The following is a 20,344-nucleotide window of genomic DNA, read 5'->3' on the forward strand; positions in this document are numbered from 1 at the left end:
GCTAGAGTTTGAAGCCTCCCTCTGGGAGCAACGTTATCCTGAGAGACCGATATGCCGATGAATATCGTCTTCCTGCTGTTCTGCGCGGTACTCGTGGTGCTAGGCGGAATCGCTTTCACGCTGAGTCGCGCCAAGGCCACGCACGTGCGGGCCACGGGCATGACTATGCATGCACAGCCGGATCAATATGCCTGGTTTGCGGTACTCGTTACCGCCGGGCCGGCGCTTCTGGTCAGCGCCCTGGGGGCGTTTGTCCTGTTACTGATGGGGGCGGATATCCCCACGTTTTATCTGTTGGCGGCGAGCCTGGTCATTGCCTTGATTGGTCTGGTCATGGGGCTGAATCAGGTACGCTCCGATTTCCATGCCCGGCGCGCTATTGAAGGAGTAATTCGTAAGCTGTTGGCTGCCGCGGCGATGATCTCGATTCTCACGACGCTGGGCATTTTGCTGTCGATCATCAGCGAGGCGCTACGCTTCTTCCAGATGCACAGCTTCTGGGACTTCGTAACCGGTACGACCTGGAACCCTGGGGCAAGTTTCCTCGACGCCGCTGGACGTGGCGACGAGGGCGGCAGTGCCGCACAGTTCGGGTCGATCCCGCTCTTCGCCGGCACGTTCATGATCACCCTGATCGCCATGCTGGTGGCGATTCCCTTCGGCCTGGGCGCCGCCATCTACATGGTGGAATTCGCCCCCCTGCGCGTACGCAAGGCGGCCAAGCCGGTCATCGAAGTATTGGCGGGGATTCCCACCGTGGTATACGGCGTCTTCGCGGCCTTGACCGTGGCGCCGCTGGTGGTGGATATCGCCGGACTGTTCGGGTTGGATGCTTCCTATTCCAATGCGCTGGCGCCGGGGCTGGTGATGGGCATCATGATCATCCCGTTCATTTCCTCGCTTTCCGACGATGTCATCAACTCGGTACCCAACAGTCTGCGCGAAGGCGCCTTGGCGCTGGGGATCACCAAGAGCGAAATGGTACGCAACGTGGTGGTGCCGGCCGCCGCGCCGGGGATCATCTCGGCATCGCTGTTGGCCGTTTCGCGGGCCTTGGGGGAAACCATGATCGTGGTCATGGCGGCTGGCATGCGTCCCAACCTGACCGCCAATCCCCTGGAAGATATGACCACCGTGACAGTGAGTATCGTCGCGGCGCTGACCGGCGATCAGGAATTCGAAAGCGCACAGACACTCTCGGCCTTTGCCCTGGGACTGGTGCTGTTCATCGTGACGCTGACGCTGAATGTGGTGTCGGTCTTCATGATTCGCCGCTTCCGCGAGAAGTATCGCGTCAACAACCTGTAATCCGATAGGTCGAGAGCATGAGCCAATCGTTCGAAGAAATTTCCGCGCAGCTCAAGAAGCGCCATCGGCGTTCGGCGCGCATGAAATGGATGACCATGGGCGCCTTGATTCTATCGGCGGCGTTTCTGGTGGTCTTCATTTCCGACATGGTGGTGCGGGGATGGCCCGCTTTCCAGCAAGCGCAGATACAGGTCGAGGTCAGCTACGACGAGCAGTCCCGGAAGTTGCCGTTAGCCGCGGTCGATAAAGATGTGCGCCCGCTGATCTCGCGCGGGTTTTTCCGGCCCTTGCCGCGGAAAATGGAAAACAATCCGGCGTTGATGGGCACGACGCAGACGCAGTGGGTCATCGCCGATAGTCGTGTCGATCAGTATCTCAAGGGCAATGAAGACCGCTTGCGTCCCGCCGACAAGGAAACGCTCCAAGCATTGGTCGAAGAGGGGCGCGCGGAGCTGAAGTTCAATACCACCTTCTTTACCACCGGTGATTCCAAGATGCCGGAACTGGCGGGGATTGCTTCGGCGGCCATCGGCACGGTAATGACCATGCTGGTCACCATGGCGGTATGCTTTCCGATCGGCGTGATGACGGCCGTCTACCTCGAGGAGTTCGCCCCCGACAACAAGCTGACTCAGATCATCGAAATCAATATCAACAACCTGGCGGCCGTCCCTTCCATCCTGTTCGGCCTGCTGGGGCTGGCAATTTATATCAGCTTCTTTGGGGTGCCTCGCTCCTCGCCGTTGGTAGGCGGGCTGACCCTGGCGCTGATGACGCTGCCGGTAATAATCATCTCGACGCGCGCGGCGCTTCGCAGTGTGCCGGATAGTATCCGTCATGCGGCATTTGGCGTGGGGTGCTCACGTTGGCAGGTGGTGCGCGATCACGTGTTGCCGGTGTCGCTGCCGGGCATTCTTACAGGCTCGATCATCGGCTTGGCGCAGGCCATGGGCGAGACTGCACCGCTGATCATCGTGGGTATGGTGGCCTTCATTCCCGATGCGTCGATCTCGATTACGGGCGCCTCGACGGTCATGCCGGCGCAGATCTTTACTTGGGCCAGTGAGCCGAATAGCGCCTTCGCCGAGAAGACGGCGGGCGGCATCCTGGTGCTTCTGGCGGTGCTGATCTTTCTCAATGCGCTCGCCGTGTGGCTACGCAACAAATTCGAACGTCGCTGGTAAACGACTTCCGACAGGACACATCGCCATGAACGACACGACCCTGCAAAACTTTCAGACTCAGCAAAATCAGTCCCTGGCGTCGGGTGATGCCGTGCGCGGCCAATATAGCGCCGCGACGCCCGACAAGGGGCAGCCGGTAACACGTAACGAGAGCGTCGAAGAAAACCTGAGCGTACGCGTACGCGATCTCAGCCTGTGGTATGGCGAGCACCAGGCGCTGGATGACATCAGCATCGATGTGTTCGCAAATACCGTCACTGCCTTGATCGGTCCGTCGGGCTGCGGCAAGTCCACCTTTCTGCGTTGTCTCAATCGTATGAACGATTTGATCAGCAGCGTGCGGATCAAGGGACTGGTGGAAATGGATGGCCGCGACGTCAATGCCCGCGGCATGGACGAAGTAGCACTCCGCCGACGTGTGGGCATGGTGTTCCAAAAACCCAATCCGTTTCCCAAGTCGATCTATGAAAACGTCGCGTATGCACCGCGCATGCACGACATGGTCAGCCGCAAGGCCGACCAGGACGAACTGGTGGAGCGCGCGTTGCGCGACGCGGGACTATGGAACGAGGTCAAGGACAAGCTGCATGAGCCGGGCACGTCGCTATCCGGCGGTCAGCAGCAGCGCTTGTGCATCGCGCGTGCGATTGCCGTGCGTCCCGACGTCATCCTGATGGACGAACCGACCTCGGCGCTCGATCCGATTTCCACGGCAACGATCGAGGACCTGATGGATAAGCTCAAGCAGGACTTCACTATCGTGACCGTGACCCACAACATGCAGCAGGCAGCACGCGTGGCGGATTACACGGCCTTTTTCCACCTTGGTGAGATGATCGAATACAACGCTACCAAGCAGATGTTCGCCAACCCGCATACCAAGAAGGCGGAGGACTACATCACCGGCCGCTATGGTTGATGAGGTGAAACGCAGCTATTTTTTGGGGGCGCTTCGGCGCCCTTTCTTCGTGTCGCGAGGGCGGGAAAAGCAAGAGGGCGTTGGGGCTACCAGAGAGGCACTGGCCGATGTCTCAAAAGCTTGCGGGTAATGGAGCACTATTGTGCACAGTCGATGCACTTGAGTGTGGCGTAATCCAGCGCTAGTCGCTTGGTTGAGATGAACTCGCCACATGCGATGCATTCGCCGTAGCTCTCGTCCTCGATGCGTTTGAGGGCGAGGTCGATGAAGCGAATACTCGCCTCACGGCGTTGCTGGGTCGCCTTGGCCATGGCTTGAGACTGCATGGCGTCCATGCGCGTCAGGCGCCCGTTGGCGGTTTGATCGAGTTCTACGACCTCCCGGCTGTGGGCGGTTTCCTGACTCTCCTCGATAAGGCGCTGACGCTTTTCCTCGAGCTGCTGGCGTACCGTTGCCATGTCGAGATCCGGATGGTTCATGTCAGCGCCTCCTTCAGTCGTTGCGTTGCGCGTGTAAGCTGCGTGTCAGGGGGCCCCAGGCAAGTAGAAACCCGATACTCACCATGGCAATCATCAGCACGAGAATGGTGGTGAACGTTATACCTGCATCGAGTAGTAGCCCGAAGGTCGCGGGGGCGAGTCCTGAGGCAAACACCATGCCCGCCACGAGAATCGAGCGCAAACGCCCGAGGTGCTCGCTGCCCCAGAACTGGATGAGCAAGCTGGTGACGGTAGGTTCTTGCATGCCGGTCACGATGCCCGACAACAGCATGTACGCCAATATTCCCCAGGCGTTTTGCAGGATGACCGCCAGGACGAGCCCCGCGATCAAGGGTAATAGATAAAGCCGGCCCATCAGCGCCGGCCCCAAGCGGTCGACCAGACGCCCCGCGACAAGTGAGCCGACGACACGTCCTGCGGCTGCCAGGGCGAAGCCGATAGCGAAGGTCGAGGGCGTGGCGTTGAATTCATCGATCATGTCCGCCTGGAAGACGAAGATCCCCGTATTGACGATGGCAATCGACAGCATCATCAAACTCAAGCGCCAGAAGCGTGCTTCGCGTAACGGTCGTGGCGTGGGCGTGGTGGTCTTCTTCTGCTCGGCGTCGTGTTTCTGGGTTGTCCGTGTCTGGCTGGGCGGTGGCCAATTGGGGTAAAGCAGCAACGCCGGTATCCAGACGAGCAATAATACCGCCAAGGCGCCCCACCAGATTTCCCGCCAGGACCACACGTGCAGAGCGCTGGCGATGCCGCTGGGCAGAATGGCCTCGCCCAGTGGAATGGCCAGTGTCACCAGCGCCAGGGCGCTACCGCGTGCTTGCACGATGCGTCGCGCCGCCGTGGTGGTGCCCAGGTGCACGAACATTCCCTGGCCGCAAAAACGGATGAGCCCGAAGCCTATCAGAGCCAGGGCGGCCCAGGGCGATAGCGTCAGTAGCAGGATTCCCAGCGCCATCCCACACACGACGAACGTGGCGAAGCGGCGGGCCGGCCACCAATCCAACTTGGGTCCGATGAAGAAGATCAGGCAGCCCGAGATCAAGGTGACCAGCGAATAGGCAATACCAAACTGGCCACTGGTCAGAGAGAAGCTCTCGGAAATGGCTGGCTGGAAAAAACCCACCAGGAAGGTCTGCCCGAGATTGCCGGAGAAGACGGCTAGAAAGCCGATCGCCAGGATACCGTAATGCTGGACGATGATACGTCTATAGCCCACTACGCTTCCTTTCCAGTGAGTTGAATGCTCAGTTCGTGACGCGTGAATAGCCGCCAGGGACGCCGGGCTTGGCCAGGACCCACTGCCATAGCTGAATGTCGCGCGCGCGGAAGGCGGCGGCGCACGACAGCAGGTAATAACGCCACATGCGATAGAACTCGTTGCCGTAGCGTTCCTTGAATTGCGGCCAGTGAGCTTCGAAATTCTCCCACCAGGCCATCAGTGTCTTGTCGTAGTCGGCGCCGAAGTTGTGCAGGTCCTCGGTCACGAAAAGCCCACCGGCGGCATCACCGATCTGGCCGATGGAGGGAAGGTCGCCGTTGGGGAAGATGTACTTGTCGACCCATGGGTCCGGCGTACTTTCGCGGACGTTCTTGCCGATGGTGTGCAGCAGGAAGAGGCCGCCTTCCTTGAGGCAACGATGGGCGACCTCCATGTACTCGCGATGATTCTTGCGGCCGACATGCTCGAACATGCCGATACTGATGATGGCGTCGAACTCTTCGTTGATCTCACGATAGTCTTGAAGCCGAAATTCCACGGGAAGTCCCTTCTTCATCAAGGACTTCCCGTAGTCGGCCTGCTCGCGTGAGATCGTGAGCCCGACGCATTCCACCCCATAGTGCTCGGCGGCGTAGGCCATGAAGCTGCCCCAACCACAGCCGATATCCAGAATGCGCATGCCAGGCTTGAGATCCAGCTTGCGGCAAATTAGATCGAGCTTGGCCTCCTGAGCGGCATCCAGGGTCTCGGCGTCATGCCAGTATCCGCAGGTATAGGTCATGCGTTTGTCGAGCATGGTCGCGTAAAAGTCGTTGCCCAGATCGTAGTGCGCTTCGCCGACTTTCCAGGCACGTTTCACGCTTTGCAGATTGGTGAACTTGGCGCGCAGAGCATGGAACACCAGTTTGGAAGGTTGCACGGCTTTGTTGATCTTGGCGCGGAGCAGGCGAGTGAAGAACTCGTCGAGGCGCTCGGCGTCCCAAAGTCCGGCCATGTATGCCTCGCCAAGCCCAAGATTGCCCTCGGCAAGCGCGCGGTCGAAGACCTCGGACGAATGCACTTGCATGTCCCAAGGGCGCGAGCCGTTGATCTGGATATCGGCGCGGGCAAGAAGGTCGGCGACGAAGCGATAGCTCTTGTGTTGCTCGAGTGCCTGGGTCGAAGTGGTGGTTTCCTTGAGTGGAGCGTTCACTGCTGATCTTCCTCTTGCTCATGCTCCCGGCGCTGATACCGGGAGTCTGTTTTGAATTTTTCGTGATGATATCGAACTTTTTGCCCATTATACGTCATCATGACCGTTTGCATGCTACCTAATGACCTCGATATACTGAAACAATAACTCGCTGCCCAGGTGCCTTGCGGTCATGTTTTCAGTGGCCCATCAGCTTTTCGACCGGCCCTTGAAATCGAAGTAATCCCCGAAACGCTCTGTCGAGGTGAAGAAAATCTGCCCTACTACACGATAGACGCGTGCCTGTTCGTCTTCCATCTCGCTGGCGCCGTATAATCACTGGCGACTTTGCCAGCGAAAAACAACGCGGCGAGCAGCATACTGACGAAGACTCCGGTTGCCAGGTGATGCGTGGCGGCCACGATGCCCAAGAGCAAGCCAGGTCGAATGTCGGATAGCCATGCTTGGCGGAATGAACGAAGCATGAGGGAGTCCTTGTGTGGGGTCGTGGAGGCGGCTCCGCGAGGCTCATCGCATGGAGAGTGAGTCTGTTGTCAGTCTCGCAAACGCAGCCGTTTTGCATGCGTCGTCGCACGTCAAAAAAGCGCAGATTGAGTCAGTTTGCTAGTGTCGGAAATGCCGCGCTTCAGAAAGAAAGTAGAAGTGCGGTTGGCGTTGACACTTTCAGTGTGGAAAGCGCGCCAGAAAGCGTAATGCTAGGGGGAGTAAGACCACGCCCGTCATTTGTCATCCACGGGAGGCGACCATGAAGCGTTACTGGGCCTGTCTCGGCAGGCCCAGTGCGAGCAGAGCGCTGGCCAGTACCAGGGCGGCAGAGACCCCTAGGCATGCTGCCAAACCATACTCCTGGTACACCCAACCGGATAATACGGTGCCGATGAGGCGCCCCATGGCGTTGGCCATGTAGTAGAAACCGACGTCCATCGACACGCCTTCGGCGCGTGCGAAGCGCACGATCAAATAGCTATGCCAACTGGAATTGATGGCAAAGATCGCCCCGAAGGCCAGTAAGCCCGTCACCGGCCACAGTGCGGTGGCATCCAGAGGCGTCAAGGCGAGCACTGCCGGTAGCAGGGCCAGCGCCAGTGCCCAGCCGGCGGTGATGGTGCGCGTATCGCCGTGCAGTAACCGGGTAATGCGCGGCGCCTGGGTTTGAATGCCACCATAGCCGATGACCCAGACGGCCATGAGAATGCCGACGCTCCAGAAGTTCCAGCCATGCTGGTCATAGAGAAATACCGGCAGTGCCACCACGAACCAGATGTCGCGGGACGCGAATAGGCACAGCCGAGCCGCGGCGAGCACGTTGACGGCACGTGACATGGAAAATACCTCGCGGAACTTGGGCTTGGCTTTCTGGCGCCCAAGATCGGCGCGTAAACGCCATAGCGACAGGCCCAGCACGACGACGAGCATCAGCCACATGGCGAGTATTGCGCCCTGGAAGCCGACCAGGGTCAGCAGCAGGCCGCCAAGAAAAAAACCGGCGCCCTTGAGAGCGTTCTTGGAACCGGTGAGGATCGCTACCCAGCGATACAACGCCCCTTGAGTATTGGCGCTATTCGAAGGCACCAGCACCTTGACGGCGCTCTTGGCGCTCATCTTGTTGAGGTCCTTGGCAATCCCGGATATCGCCTGGGCGGCCATCACCCAAGGGACGGTCAACGCCGTCGCCGGCACCAGCAGCATCCCTAGCGCGATCAACTGCAGTCCCAAACCAAGATTCATGGTGCGATTGAGGCCGAGGCGCGCGCCGAGCCAGCCGCCGACGAAGTTGGTGACCACGCCGAAGGCTTCGTAGAACAGGAACAGCAGGGCGATCTCTAGCGGTGAGTAACCCAACTGATGGAAATGTAGCACCACCAGCATGCGCAGTGCGCCGTCGGTCAGCGTGAACGCCCAGTAGTTGCCTGTCACCAGCAGGTACTGGCGGATCTCGAAGGGAAGGGCGCGTAAGCGTTCGATGGCCGTCATCATCATTGTCCTAGGCGTTACCGACTTTCAGGGTGAGCTCGGCGGTACGATTGGCGTAGCCCCACTCGTTGTCGTACCAGGCGTAGAGTTTCACCTGCGTATGGTTGATCACCATCGTCGAGGGCGCGTCGATGATCGAACTACGCGGATCGGTGCGGTAGTCGATGGATACCAGCGGTCGGGTCTCGAAGCCCAGAATGCCGACCAGTTCGCCATTGGCGGCGTTTTCCAGGGCGGCGTTGACCTCCTCGACGCTGGTGGCGCGTTCCACTTCGAAGACCATGTCGGTGAGCGAGGCGTTGGCCAGCGGCACGCGTACGGCATGCCCGTTCAATTTGCCCACGAGCTCGGGAAATATCTCGGTGATCGCCTTGGCCGAGCCGGTCGTCGTGGGAATCAGACTCATGCCGCAGGCGCGAGCGCGGCGGAGATCCTTATGAGGTGCATCGAGGATCGTCTGGGTATTGGTTATGTCGTGCACCGTGGTCATCGAGCCGTGTCGAATGCCGAACGTTTCGTGGATAACCTTGACCGCAGGGGCAAGACAGTTAGTGGTGCAGCTTGTGGCGGTGACGATGCGATGCGTGCCAGGATCGTAGTCGCCATCGTTGACGCCCATGATCACGTTGAGCACGTCGTCGTCCTTGAGTGGTGCGGTAACGACCACGCGCTTCACCCCCTGATCGAAGTACGGCGACAGTTGCGTGCTCTTCTTGACGATGCCCGAGGCGTCGATCACCACATCGCACCCCGACCAATCGCTGTCCGCGAAGCCTCGGTTGGCGCTGAAGGGAACGGTCACGCCGTCGATGAGCAGCGCGTCTTCGCGTGTCTCGAGGCCCAATCCCGGGGCCCAGTGGCCATGAACCGAATCGAATTCCAGCAAGTGCGCGAACGTCTCGGCATCGCCGCCGGGATCGTTGAGGCGGGCGATCTCGATTGCCTGCGTATCACGCTTTGCCCATAAGGCGCGCAAGGCCAGACGGCCGATGCGGCCTAATCCGTTGATGCCAATGCGGAGTGTCATGGGGTCGTCCTTTCAATATATATGGTAAAAATAATGTAATGTCATTGTGTGTCAGTTTGATGAACGGCTACATGGCGCGTTGATTGACCCGCTGCGAGACCTGCTCGGTACTTTCCTTACGTTCGGAATAGCGATCGGTCAGGTAGTCACTGCGGTCCCTCACTAGTAGCGTGAACTTCAGCAACTCCTCCATGACATCGACGATGCGGTCATAAAGCGGCGAGGGCTGCATGCGGTCTGCGTCGTCGAATTCCAGGAATGCCTTGGGCACCGAGGATTGATTGGGGATGGTGAGCATACGCATCCAGCGCCCGAGAACGCGCAGCTGGTTGACCGTATTGAAGGACTGCGAGCCGCCGCAGATCTGCATGACCGCCAGCGTCTTGCCCTGGGTCGGACGGACGCCGCCAAGTGACAGCGGAATCCAATCGATCTGCGCCTTCATGATGGCGCTCATCGCGCCGTGACGTTCCGGCGAGCACCACACCATGCCTTCCGACCACTGCGCCAGATCGCGCAACTCCTGTACCTTGGGATGCATGGCATCTTCGCTGTCGGGAAGCGGCAGGTCGCGCGGATCGAATAGCCTTACGTCGGCTCCCATGGCGCGCAGCAAACGGGCGGCTTCCTCGCTGACCAGGCGGCTGAACGAGCGTTCGCGCAATGACCCGTAAAGCATCAGAATGCGCGGCGCATGCGTACCGGGCGGCGTATCGAACAAGCGCTCGGCGGAAGGGGTAGCGAAGTACGCGTCCTCAAGATTGGGAAGATCGTGCATGGGGGCCTCCTGTATGGGATAGTCGGGTGATCAACGTCACTTCAATTGTTGTGCAATTATGGAAACCAATGACGCGCTCAAGGCGCTCTCGGCGCTGGCGCAACGCACGCGCTTGGCGATTTTCCGTTATCTGGTCGGTATCGGCCCCGACGGCGCCTTTGCCGGCGATATCGCCGAGGCGCTGGAAGTGTCGCCCTCGACGCTTTCCTTTCATCTCAAGGAGCTGTCCCATGCCGGCCTGGTGCATGGCGAATCGCATGGCCGCCATGTGCATTACCGTGCCGATTTCTCGCACATGCGTGGCCTGGTGGATTACCTGACCGCGCATTGTTGTGACGACCAACCCGAACAGTGCCGCTTGCCGGATGATGTGGGGCGCTGCTGATCCCGAGCCGGCCGCTTCATGCCTCGAGAAGTCGTAGCCAGGCGGTCAGCGCCAATAGCGTGATCGTCAATACCGGGACGGTGAGGACGATGCCTACCCGAAAATAGTAGCCCCAACTGATCTGCATGCCCTTGCGCGCCAGTACGTGTAGCCACAGCAAGGTGGCGAGGCTACCGATGGGGGTGATCTTGGGCCCCAGGTCGCTGCCGATGACATTGGCGTAGACCATTGCCCGTTGAGTCAAATCGGCCACGTCGCTGGCGTCGATCGACAGTGCCACGACCAGCACGGTAGGCATGTTGTTCATCACCGAGGACAGCCCGGCGGCGATGAAGCCGGTGCCCAGCGTGGCGATCCATGGGCCATGCCCGCCTAGCCATTCCAGTCCGTCGGCAATCATGTCGGTGAGGCCGGCATTGCGTAGCCCATAGACCACCAGGTACATGCCCAGCGAGAACACCACGATATTCCAGGGCGCCTCACGGAGCACCTTGCGGGTGCGGATATGCTGGCCGCGCTGGGCGATGACGAAGAGGATCAGCGCGCCGATGGCGGCGATCACGCAGACCGGTACGCCAAGCGGTTCGGCGACGAAAAAGCCGATCAGCAAGAGTCCCAGCACCCACCAGCCGGCCTTGAACACCGCCGGGTCGCGGATCGCCTCGTGGGGCGCGCGCAGATCCTCCAAGGCGTAGGCGTCGGGGATGGCGCGGCGGAAGAACAGATACAGCATGCCAAGCGATGCCAGGACCGAGGCGACGTTGACCACCACCATTACCTTGGCGTATTCGCCGAAGCCGATCTCGAAATAGTCCGCCGAGACGATGTTGACCAGGTTGGAGACGACCAGCGGCAGACTGGCGGTATCGGCGATGAATCCGGCCGCCATGACGAAGGCCAGGGTGGCACCGGCACTGAACCCCAGGGCGAGGAGCATCTCGAAGACGATGGGGGTGAGAATCAGCGCGGCGCCGTCATTGGCGAAGACCGCTGCCACCAGGGCGCCGAGCAGGACCACCAGGGCGAATAGGCGAGCGCCTCGGCCGTTGCCCCAACGCCCGATGTGCAGTGCCGCCCACTCGAAGAAGCCGGCCTCGTCGAGCAGCAGGCTGGTGATGATGATGGCGATGAAGGTAAAGGTCGCGTTCCAGACGATATCCCAGACGGCGGGAATATCCTCGAGGTGGATGACGCCGGTGAGCAGGGCGACCAGGGCGCCGGCGCTTGCGCTCCAGCCAATGCCTAGGCCGCGTGGCTGCCATATGACCAGGACGAGCGTGACGATGAAGATGGGCAGGGCGAGTGGCATGCGCAGTCCGAGGCCGATGAGTGGGTCGCAATGATTCTATATTTAAATAATTATCGAAATGTTGCAAGCCACTAGGCTGTCGGCGTCAGCCACCCCGTAAGCCACCCCATCAGCCGATCTGAATATGGCCCTCGGCATAGCGCATACCGCCGGTGCGCCGCGTGGCGAGGAAGTAGCCCAACGACAACGGCCCAACACGCCCCAGCAGCATGGTCAGAATCAGCATCCATTGGCCGGGGCTCGAGAGCTCCTCGGTGATACCGCGCGACAGCCCCACGGTGCCGAACGCCGAGACGCTCTCGAAGGCCAGATCGAGAAACGCCTGGCGGCTATCGGTGATGGTCAGCACCAGCAGCGTCACGAACACCAGCGCGACCCCGGCGAGTGCCACGGCGATGGCCTTCATCACGGTCTGCTGAGAGATGGAGCGCCCGTAGGCCGCGGGTTGCGTGCCGCGTAGGAAGGCGCGGGCCACCAAGATCAGTACGATGAAGGTGGTGAGCTTGATCCCGCTGGCGGTGGAGCTCGCGCCGCCGCCGATGAACATCAGTAACATGGTGAGCAGCGACGAGGCATCGGTCATGGCGGCGGTGTCCACACTGTTGAAGCCTGCCGTGCGCGGCGTCACGGCCTGGAACCAGGCGGCCTGAAGCTTGTCGCCGAGAGTTTCCAACCCACCCAGCGTGGCGGGGTTGTGCCACTCGAGGCATCCCAGCGCCAACATGGCGACGAGATTGACGGCCAGCGTGGCGCAAAGCACCACTTTGGTCTGCATCGAAAAGCGGCCCCAGCGGCGCTTTTCACGTACATCGCTGATAACCACGAACCCTAGCCCGCCGACGATGAACAGCGCGCTTACGACAAGCGTCACCAGCGGGTTGCCGGCGTCACGCGTCAAGCTATCGGGCCACAGTGAGAAGCCGGCGTTGTTGAACGCGGACACGGCATGAAACAGGCTCGCCCAGAGCCCACGTGACCAACCCAGTTCGGGTACCCAATGCAGTGCCAGCAATGCGGTGCCCAGCGCCTCGACCACCAGGGCAAAAGTGACCACCATGCGTACCAGTTGCGAGAGCGCGCCGAACGAGGTTTCGCCGAGTGCCTCGCGCACCAGCGTTTGCTGCTGCAAAGGGAGGCGCGCGCCGAGCAAGAGCAGCGTCAGTGCGCCGAAGGTCATGAAACCGAGCCCTCCGATCTGGATCAGCACCAATAGGATGATCTGACCCAGGACCGTGAAGTTGCTGGTATCCATGACCGCCAAGCCGGTGACGGTGACCGCTGAGGTCGCCGTGAACAGCGCCTGATGCCAGGCAAGCGGTTGCGTCGCGGCCTCGGGTAGCATCAACAAACCGCTGCCCAGCAGACACAATAGGGTAAAACCCAGCAGTAAGGATTCCGGCGGTGAGAGTCGCAGAACGCGCCCGTGCGGCGCATGCCGGAACGGACGCGTCAGACGCTTCCAGCGACGCATGCTCAGCACTCTCCTTGGGTGTCGAATGCCCAGGCGCGGTGTGGCGGTGCGTCCATCATAGTTTGTTGCCGAGCTCGCGTAGGGCGGCGAGATCGCCCATCAACACGAGGTGATCGCCGCAGACGAGGGGGGTGTCGTTGCCCGGAGCGCGGATCACTTCGTCGCCTCGCTTGATAGCCACTAGCTGTAGCGCGCGTTCATCGATCCCCAGGTTGGCGACAGTCTCGCACTGCTCGGTGAGATGTTCGGTGGTTTCGATTTCGACGATGAATTCGCGTTCGCCGAGACGAATGAAATCGACCATGGCATGATAATTGAGGCTTTCGGCGACGCGGATGCCGCTATCGTATTCGGGGTAGACGATATGGTCCGCGCCGAGGCGATCGAGCAGTTTGTGATGGGCGTCGGAATGCGCCTTGGCCCAGATCTCGCGTGCCCCAAGCTCCTTGGCGTGCACTGTACAGATCACGCTGGCCTCGAGGTTGCCGTCGACATCGATGATCACGGCGTCGTAATTCTCGAGGGAAAGCTCGGCGAGGGATTTTTCGTCGGTGACATCGGCGATCACGGCGTGATCGAGATGCTCGGACAGCGCATCGACGCGCGACTCGTCGCGGTCGACGCCGAGTACCTGGTTGTCGTGGCGCTTGAGTTCGCGCGCGACCGTGCTGCCGAAATAGCCGAGCCCGAGAACGGCGAATTGACGAGACATGCGACCTCCTTGGCTGTCGCCCTTGCCGCCACGCGCGGGCGACATTTCGTGGCAGCTTCGCATATGCCGGGGCCGGGCTCCAGCGCACGCAATAATGGTATGGCGCGCGGTTCGCGAAATGCCAACGGAAAACGGTAGAATCTCGCGGTGGCAAGTGCTCGCGCCGCGCTGCATGAACCACAACAATAACCCTTCAGGTGAACCATGACGTCAAGACAGCAACCGAAAAATCTTTGGATCGGCCGCTGGGGCTTCGTGCTGGCGGCGACGGGCTCGGCGGTGGGCCTGGGCAATATCTGGAAGTTCCCCTACATGACCGGGGAGTACGGCGGCGGCGCCTTCGTGCTCGTGTATCTGGCATGCATTCTGTGTATCGGTATCCCCGCGATGATGACCGAGATCGCCTTCGGGCGTCGCGGTCGCGGCAGTCCCATCGATGCGGTCAAGCGCGTGGCGCAGGAATCCGGACGCGGCAAGATCTGGTCCGGCTTCGGCTGGATGTCGATGCTCGCCGGTTTTATGATCCTATCGTTCTATGTGGTCGTCGCCGGGTGGTCGCTGGCCTATCTGTGGAAGGCGCTCAGTGGTGGCTTGCAAGGCGGTAGTGTCGACGACATGGCGGCCATCTTCGGGGCCAATAATGCCAATCCGCTGAGCCTGGGCGCATGGAGCACCCTGGTCACGGTGGTGACCATGTGCATCGTCGGCAAAGGGGTGCAAGAGGGCATCGAACGCAACATGCGCTGGATGATGCCTGGCATGGTGCTGTTGCTGCTGGTGATGATCGTCTACGCCATGTTCTCGGGCGGCTTCGGCGAAGCGGTGACGTTCCTGTTTTCCTTCGAGGTCGGCAAGCTGTCGAGTGCGGGCCTGCTGGCGGCGATGGGGCATGCGTTCTTCACGCTGTCGCTGTCGGCCGGGGCGATCATGGCCTATGGCGCCTACCTGCCCGATAACAAGTCTATCGCGCGAACGACGTTCACCGTGGCGATCTGCGACACGCTGATTGCGTTGATGGCAGGCCTGGCGATCTTTCCGGCGATTTTCGCCAACGGTATGGACCCGGCTAGCGGCCCGGGATTGATCTTCATGAGTCTGCCTCTGGCATTCCAGCAAATGCCGATGGGAAGCGTACTGCAGGTCATCTTCTTCGTGATGCTCAGCGTGGCGGCGCTGACCTCGGCGGTGTCGATGATCGAAGCCACCGTGGCCTGGTTGACCGAACGCAAGGGCATGAGTCGCAAGGCGGCGGCCTGGAGCAGCGGTATCGTGCTCTGGTTGTTGAGCACCTTGGCCATGCTGTCGTTCAATCTGGGAGCCGATTGGACCTTCGCCGGCAAGAACTTCTTCGATTGGCTCGACTACCTGACCTCGCGCTGGATGATGCCGCTAGGCGGTCTGGGCCTCTGCCTGATGGCGGGCTTTTTGCTCCGCGATGAGATCTTCCGCGACGAGCTGCGTCTTTCCAAACGTCAGCATGCCTTGTGGCTGTTGATGGTGCGCTATGTCAGTCCGCTGGGGATCGTGCTGATCTTCATCGACGCGCTGGGCGTGATGAGCATCGACATCGGCAGCCAATGGCCGTGGTTCCTCTTGGTGCTGGTGGTGATCACCTTGCTCGGTGAGATGCTGAGCCCGCGCGTGAAGCGCCAGTTCACCGGCTGATCGCTGCTCAATCGTTAGATTGTTGCCGTACGATGACGATGCCCGGCCTTGTTGGCCGGGCATCGTCGTTGTGGGCAGCGCTTGGATTACAAGCGTGAGGCGTCAGTCAGCGATTTCCCAGGTGACGTTGACACCGGCGTCGATGGCGATTTCCCCGGCGCGGTATTCCGGTGCTGATTTAGCGTCGGCGGACTCGGCGCGCATCATCATGGTACGCGGCGTGTAGGTGGGGGACTGCGTTTCCTGGACATTGATCACATCGCCGAGCTTGACCTCGAGCGTGTCGGCCATCAGCTGCGCCTTGTGTGTGGCGCGCTCGAGGGCTTTCGAAAGCGCCTTATCGGTAGCCGCGTCGCGGTCCTTCAGGTCGTATTCGACGCCATCCAGTGCATCCACGCCGGCGGCGGTCAGGGCATCGAGAATGCCCGGCAAGCGTTCGAGATCGCGGATCGTGACACTGACGGGACGCTCGACCTGGGTCCGCACCTGATCTTCCGCGTCGTCGTTGTGCTGTGAGCGCGAGATGATTTCGGGACGGACATTGAGCGAGCCGGCTTGAATGTCGCGGCTTTCCACGCCGGCATCTTCCAGGGCGCGAATCAAATCGCCAGTACGTGATTCCAGTTGCTCGCGCGCATCGCCGAGGGCCTGGGCGTCACTGCCTTCCGCGCTTCGAGCCACGGCGGGGGTGCGCTCCCACAAGCGTGCGTTGAGGCGCGCCATGTCCGGCGCCACGTCGAGACTCGACTGTGCCTGTACGTGAAGTTCATGCGACGTCTTGGGGCCGGGCTTGGCCTGGGCTTGGGGCACGGCCACCAGCAACGCGCCGAGCAGCGCCGTCGCCATGAAAGGAAGGCGAATATCCTTGCGCATCATGCAAACCTCCTGTGGGTATTGAGAAACTGAGCCACCGCCAGAGGCGAGCGACTCATGCGAGCATGCTATCCTGCGTGCCCGAAAGTGGCTATGGGAGTCGTGAGGTTGCGCCGTATTTGCTCGTTTCTTGCATACCTGCTGACGATGACCGCGCTGTTATCGTCAGGCACGGCACTGGCGGCGCTCGAGGTGACCGACGATGCCGGCAACACGGTGACGCTCGAAGCCTCCGCCGAGCGTGTCGTGGCGCTGGCGCCGCATATCGTGGAAATGCTCTATGCGGTAGAGGCCGGCGAACGGCTGGTGGGGGTGCTGCAGGGCAGCGATTACCCCGAGGCGGCCAAGGAAGTGTCCCGTGTGGGCAGTTATCGAGGCATCGCGTTGGAGGCCATCATGGCCCGCGAGCCGGACCTCGTCGTGACCTGGCGCAGCGGCACGCCGCGCAGCGTGGTCGAGCGTCTCGACGCGCTCGGGGTGCCGGTCTACGAGAGCGAGCCACGTCATCTCGACGACGTGGCGGAGGACCTGCGTGATCTGGGGCGGCTCACCGGTCACGCGAAGGCAGGAGAACGTTCGGCCCGCGCGTTTGAATCGCGCCTCGCCGCTTCGCGGCAAACGCTCCAGGAGACGCCGCGCGTATTCTATCAATTGGGGCATAATCCGCTGACCACGCTGGGCGATGGGCATATCATCACCCAGGCGATCCGCCATTGCGGGGGGAAACCGTTGTTCGCCGAGCGCTCGGTGCTGGTACCCGAGATCGGGCGCGAGGCGCTGATCGAGGCGCGTCCCGAAGTGATTCTCTCGGCCGCGCGTAGCGATGACTGGCAGCGTGCTTGGCAAGGCCAAGACTGGTTGCCGGCGGTTCACGATGGCCACCTTTACACCCTCGACCCCGATCCCATCAGCCGCCCCGGTCCACGCCTCGTCGAAGGCGTCGAGCAAATCTGCCAGGCGCTGGAGCGGGCATCCCAATCCTCCTGAGGGGTGACGCAATCGCGAGTCCCTCAGTAGTCGATGCCGCGGCGTGCCTGGACCCCGTCATTGAAGGCATGCCGCACTTCCTGCATCTCGGTGACGGTATCGGCCATGTCGAGCAGTTCACGATGGGCATTGCGCCCGGTGACGATCACCGTCTGCTCGACGGGCCGGTTAGCGAGCGCCTCGCGGACCGTGGCGATGTCGAGATAGCCGAACTTGAGCATGTAGGTGATCTCGTCGAGCACCACGAGATAGACCTCGGGGTCGCTCAGCAGACGCGCCGCATCCGCCCACACGGCCTGGCAGGCTTGGGTGTCCGACTCGCGATTCTGGGTCTCCCAAGTGAAGCCGGTGGCCATGATATGCACGCTCAAGTTGGCATCGTCTGCGAGGCGTTCGCGCTCGCCGCATTCCCACATGCCCTTGATGAACTGCACCACGCCGGCTCGGTAGCCATAGCCGAGGGCGCGGGTAACGGTGCCCCAGGCGGCGGTGGTCTTGCCTTTACCGTTGCCGGTGAAGACGAGCAGCAAGCCGCGTTGCTCGGTGGCGGCGGCGACTTTCTCGTCGACATGCGACTTGAGGTTGCGCATGGCGTTGCGATGGCGGGACTGACGGTCGGTCATGACGTATTCTCGGGTAAAAGAAGCAACGTAACGCGACGCGGACCTGCACCACAACGTTGTAGACATGCATGATTTACAGACGCTGTTCGAGTTCTCGCCACAGGCTACGATAGGCACGCGCCGCAGGGGATGAGCGCGCGAACTGCGTGACCGGCGCGCGCTCAAGTCCCATGCGCTCGACCGCACTGGCGTTGGGAATGGTCGTGGTCAGCATCAGTGGCCAATCCTGTTTGAGGGTGGCCATGACCTCGAGATGGAGTTTCTTGCGGCGATCGGCGAGCGTAAAGAAAGGCCACACCGGGCAGGCGTGATCGGCCTCGTCGAGATGCTCGCGTAGTTGCTCCAGGGTGCGCAGCGAGAGCGTCGTCGGCACGGTGGGTACCAACAGGGCATCGACGCTCGAGAAAACATGCTCGGAGAGCGTGGAAATGCTCGGTGGGCAGTCGAGTATCACCAGGTCGTAATCGTCGTGTACCGGTTTGAGTATCTTGCGCAGCCGGCTGAGCTTGCGGCCTTCGAGCAGGTGGTCCATCTCCCGCGAGCCGAAAGACGCCGGCAGCAGGTCGAGATCGGGGATCTCGCTGGTACGAATGACCTTGTCGAATGAAGCCTTGCCCTTGACGAGCTTGTCCACGCCGCCGCGCACCTTGGGCTTGACGCGTAGATAGAAGGTGGTAGCCGCTTGTGGATCGAGATCCCAGAGCAGTACGCGATAGCCGGCTTGGCTCGCCAGGGCGGCGAGGTTGACGGCGGAGGCAGTCTTGCCCACGCCACCCTTGATACTGTAAATGGCTAGCATTTTCATCGAGACGTCTCCCGGCAAGTGGCGCGTCGGGCACGGTGACAGCCAGTTGTGACATTCATGTGTCAGCCAAACGCTTCAGTGAAGATTGTGCCAGCGATTCGTCAGGACATAACGCGGTATCATGGATAGCCCTTCATTATGTGATGATCGTCAGGCATCAAGGGGAGGATAGTCGTGGCGCTTGGGAGGCGACGGTGGAAATACTGAGACGGCGTATCGAAAACCAGATCATGGGCGTGACCGGCATGGCGCTGGGCAATATCGACTATGAATACCCGTCGGGCGACCCCGGCCTGTTCGGGCCGCAGAGCGTTTGCTGGCGGGTACATAGCGATTTCACCTCGATGCTTTGCGGCGGCATCAGCTCGTTGATGTTGCAGATGCTGCATCCGCTGGCGCTGGCCGGTGTATGGGATCACTCCAACTTTCGCGACGACATGCTCGGTCGGCTACGGCGCACCAGCCAGTTCATCGCCGCAACCACGTTCGCCTCCACGGCGGATGCCGAGCGTCTCATCGACCGGGTACGGCGCATCCACGACGATGTCATCGGGGTCGCCCCCGACGGTCGGCCCTATGCTGCCAACGATCCGGATTTGCTGACCTGGGTGCATGTGGCCGAGGTCAGTCGCTTTCTCGCCGCGCATCTGCGTTATCGCAACCCTGACTTGAGTGCGGCCGATCAGGACCGTTACTACGCTGAAGTGGCACGTATCGCCGAGGCGTTGGGCGCGCGTGATGTGCCGCGCACACGCGGTGAGACCGATGCCTATCTCGAGGCGATGCGTCCGCAGCTTCGTTTCGATGACCGTACGGAAGAGGTGTTTCGGCTGCTGATCGGGGCGCCGGCCCCCCACCCGTTGGCGCGCCCACTAGTGGCGTTGACGATGCGAGCTGGGGTCGACTTGCTACCTACCTGGGCAGCCGAGATGGCTCACCGCGACATGCCGCGCTGGCAGCGCCATACCGTGCGGGCGGGTGTGCATCGGCTGGTGCCGATCATGCGTTGGTCGGTGCGTAATGGCGCCTCGAGCCGTGCACGGCGACGCGTCGCTGGGGCTACGACGATGGCGGCTGAGTCACCGACGGAGCATGACCGTACTTGAGCTCGAACTGCTCGGTCATTTCCTGACAGCGTTCCTCGGTGGTGTGCCGTTGGCGATCGGTCATCTCCGGCGCTGCCATCGACTGCCAGCATTGCGCGATGCCGCGGTCCTCGCCGGCTTCGTCTTCCGGGGTCGCGCCTTGGCTGATGAAATAGATGATGATGGCGTACACCGCCACGATGAAGGCGATAGCGCCGACGATCAGGCCCAGGCAGCCCAGCTTGTTGGCACGTCGCGGCGTCGTGTCGCGCGAGGATGAGGCGTCTTTCACGGCGGGCTCTTTCTTCGTCGATTGAATGCGTTCCGA

20 protein-coding genes and 1 pseudogene are annotated in these 20,344 nt (G+C 61.2%); 7 read left to right on the plus strand and 14 right to left on the minus strand.

Translation table 11 applies throughout. From position 1 onward, the window contains the following. Positions 1–51: 51 nt before the first annotated feature. From pstC to pstB, 3 genes are read left to right on the plus strand one after another with little or no spacing between them, the layout of a single operon-like run. Positions 52–1,308: a phosphate ABC transporter permease subunit PstC gene (gene pstC, locus OP494_RS06975; RefSeq protein WP_280540055.1), complete on the plus strand. Its 1,257-nt coding sequence runs from the start codon at positions 52–54 to the stop codon at positions 1,306–1,308. A 17-nt stretch (positions 1,309–1,325) separates the two neighbouring features. Next, a complete protein-coding gene (gene pstA, locus OP494_RS06980; RefSeq protein WP_280540056.1) occupies positions 1,326–2,492 on the plus strand; it encodes a phosphate ABC transporter permease PstA in 1,167 nt (388 codons plus the stop codon). A 25-nt stretch (positions 2,493–2,517) separates the two neighbouring features. Further along, the gene (gene pstB, locus OP494_RS06985) at positions 2,518–3,411 is read left to right on the plus strand and encodes a phosphate ABC transporter ATP-binding protein PstB (RefSeq protein WP_280540057.1); all 894 of its coding nucleotides are present in this window, start codon (positions 2,518–2,520) and stop codon (positions 3,409–3,411) included. A 137-nt stretch (positions 3,412–3,548) separates the two neighbouring features. Here pstB and OP494_RS06990 read toward each other — a convergent pair whose 3' ends face one another. From OP494_RS06990 to arsH, 7 genes and pseudogenes are all read right to left on the minus strand, one after another. Next, on the minus strand, positions 3,549–3,890 hold the full coding sequence (locus OP494_RS06990; RefSeq protein WP_280540058.1) for a TraR/DksA family transcriptional regulator: 342 nt from the start codon (positions 3,888–3,890) through the stop codon (positions 3,549–3,551). Positions 3,891–3,903: 13 nt separating this feature from the next. Further along, positions 3,904–5,127 (minus strand): MFS transporter, encoded by a 1,224-nt coding sequence (locus OP494_RS06995; RefSeq protein WP_280540059.1) that lies wholly within the window; start codon positions 5,125–5,127, stop codon positions 3,904–3,906. Positions 5,128–5,155: 28 nt separating this feature from the next. Beyond that, on the minus strand, positions 5,156–6,322 hold the full coding sequence (gene cfa / locus OP494_RS07000; RefSeq protein WP_280540060.1) for a cyclopropane fatty acyl phospholipid synthase: 1,167 nt from the start codon (positions 6,320–6,322) through the stop codon (positions 5,156–5,158). 207 nt (positions 6,323–6,529) lie between these two features. Beyond that, positions 6,530–6,717 (minus strand): annotated as a pseudogene (locus OP494_RS07005) (sodium-independent anion transporter); the annotation flags it as partial. 358 nt (positions 6,718–7,075) lie between these two features. Continuing rightward, complete coding sequence (gene arsJ, locus OP494_RS07010; RefSeq protein ID WP_280540061.1) at positions 7,076–8,296, minus strand: organoarsenical effux MFS transporter ArsJ; 1,221 nt, start codon at positions 8,294–8,296, stop codon at positions 7,076–7,078. A 10-nt stretch (positions 8,297–8,306) separates the two neighbouring features. Next, positions 8,307–9,323 (minus strand): ArsJ-associated glyceraldehyde-3-phosphate dehydrogenase, encoded by a 1,017-nt coding sequence (locus tag OP494_RS07015; protein WP_280540062.1) that lies wholly within the window; start codon positions 9,321–9,323, stop codon positions 8,307–8,309. A gap of 67 nt (positions 9,324–9,390) precedes the next feature. Beyond that, complete coding sequence (gene arsH, locus OP494_RS07020; RefSeq protein ID WP_280540063.1) at positions 9,391–10,101, minus strand: arsenical resistance protein ArsH; 711 nt, start codon at positions 10,099–10,101, stop codon at positions 9,391–9,393. Positions 10,102–10,159: 58 nt separating this feature from the next. On the opposite strand from arsH, the gene OP494_RS07025 reads away from it, so the two are divergent. Next, on the plus strand, positions 10,160–10,486 hold the full coding sequence (locus tag OP494_RS07025) for a metalloregulator ArsR/SmtB family transcription factor (RefSeq protein ID WP_280540064.1): 327 nt from the start codon (positions 10,160–10,162) through the stop codon (positions 10,484–10,486). 16 nt (positions 10,487–10,502) lie between these two features. Here OP494_RS07025 and OP494_RS07030 read toward each other — a convergent pair whose 3' ends face one another. The 3 genes from OP494_RS07030 to OP494_RS07040 all read right to left on the minus strand — a co-directional run bounded on the left by OP494_RS07030 (position 10,503) and on the right by OP494_RS07040 (position 13,978). Beyond that, positions 10,503–11,795 carry an arsenic transporter gene (locus tag OP494_RS07030; protein WP_280540065.1) on the minus strand — a complete coding sequence of 431 codons (1,293 nt, stop codon included), beginning with the start codon at positions 11,793–11,795 and terminating at the stop codon, positions 10,503–10,505. 109 nt (positions 11,796–11,904) lie between these two features. After that, on the minus strand, positions 11,905–13,266 hold the full coding sequence (locus OP494_RS07035; RefSeq protein WP_280540066.1) for a TrkH family potassium uptake protein: 1,362 nt from the start codon (positions 13,264–13,266) through the stop codon (positions 11,905–11,907). A gap of 55 nt (positions 13,267–13,321) precedes the next feature. Continuing rightward, complete coding sequence (locus OP494_RS07040; RefSeq protein WP_280540067.1) at positions 13,322–13,978, minus strand: TrkA family potassium uptake protein; 657 nt, start codon at positions 13,976–13,978, stop codon at positions 13,322–13,324. Positions 13,979–14,182: 204 nt separating this feature from the next. Here OP494_RS07040 and OP494_RS07045 point away from each other — a divergent pair, with 204 nt between their 5' ends. Continuing rightward, positions 14,183–15,643, plus strand: coding sequence for a sodium-dependent transporter (locus tag OP494_RS07045; protein WP_280540068.1), 1,461 nt, complete (start codon positions 14,183–14,185; stop codon positions 15,641–15,643). Positions 15,644–15,745: 102 nt separating this feature from the next. On the opposite strand, the gene OP494_RS07050 is transcribed toward OP494_RS07045, so the two are convergent. Then, the gene (locus OP494_RS07050) at positions 15,746–16,519 is read right to left on the minus strand and encodes an SIMPL domain-containing protein (RefSeq protein ID WP_280540069.1); all 774 of its coding nucleotides are present in this window, start codon (positions 16,517–16,519) and stop codon (positions 15,746–15,748) included. Between the two features lie 105 nt (positions 16,520–16,624). On the opposite strand from OP494_RS07050, the gene OP494_RS07055 reads away from it, so the two are divergent. Beyond that, complete coding sequence (locus OP494_RS07055) at positions 16,625–17,503, plus strand: cobalamin-binding protein (RefSeq protein WP_280540070.1); 879 nt, start codon at positions 16,625–16,627, stop codon at positions 17,501–17,503. 23 nt (positions 17,504–17,526) lie between these two features. Here OP494_RS07055 and cobO read toward each other — a convergent pair whose 3' ends face one another. Together cobO and OP494_RS07065 are read right to left on the minus strand one after the other, a co-directional pair. Next, positions 17,527–18,126, minus strand: a complete 600-nt coding sequence (cobO, locus tag OP494_RS07060; protein ID WP_280540071.1) for a cob(I)yrinic acid a,c-diamide adenosyltransferase — start codon at positions 18,124–18,126, stop codon at positions 17,527–17,529. Positions 18,127–18,199: 73 nt separating this feature from the next. Then, a complete protein-coding gene (locus OP494_RS07065) occupies positions 18,200–18,931 on the minus strand; it encodes a ParA family protein (protein ID WP_280540072.1) in 732 nt (243 codons plus the stop codon). A gap of 194 nt (positions 18,932–19,125) precedes the next feature. Between OP494_RS07065 and OP494_RS07070 the strand changes: the two genes are divergently transcribed. Continuing rightward, positions 19,126–20,037 (plus strand): oxygenase MpaB family protein, encoded by a 912-nt coding sequence (locus tag OP494_RS07070; protein WP_280540073.1) that lies wholly within the window; start codon positions 19,126–19,128, stop codon positions 20,035–20,037. On the opposite strand, the gene OP494_RS07075 is transcribed toward OP494_RS07070, so the two are convergent. Next, the gene (locus OP494_RS07075; protein WP_052445088.1) at positions 19,991–20,308 is read right to left on the minus strand and encodes a hypothetical protein; all 318 of its coding nucleotides are present in this window, start codon (positions 20,306–20,308) and stop codon (positions 19,991–19,993) included. The genes OP494_RS07070 and OP494_RS07075 overlap by 47 nt on opposite strands. Positions 20,309–20,344: the final 36 nt, after the last annotated feature.

The organism is Chromohalobacter sp. 11-W (assembly GCF_029889905.1).
GTDB lineage: Bacteria > Pseudomonadota > Gammaproteobacteria > Pseudomonadales > Halomonadaceae > Chromohalobacter.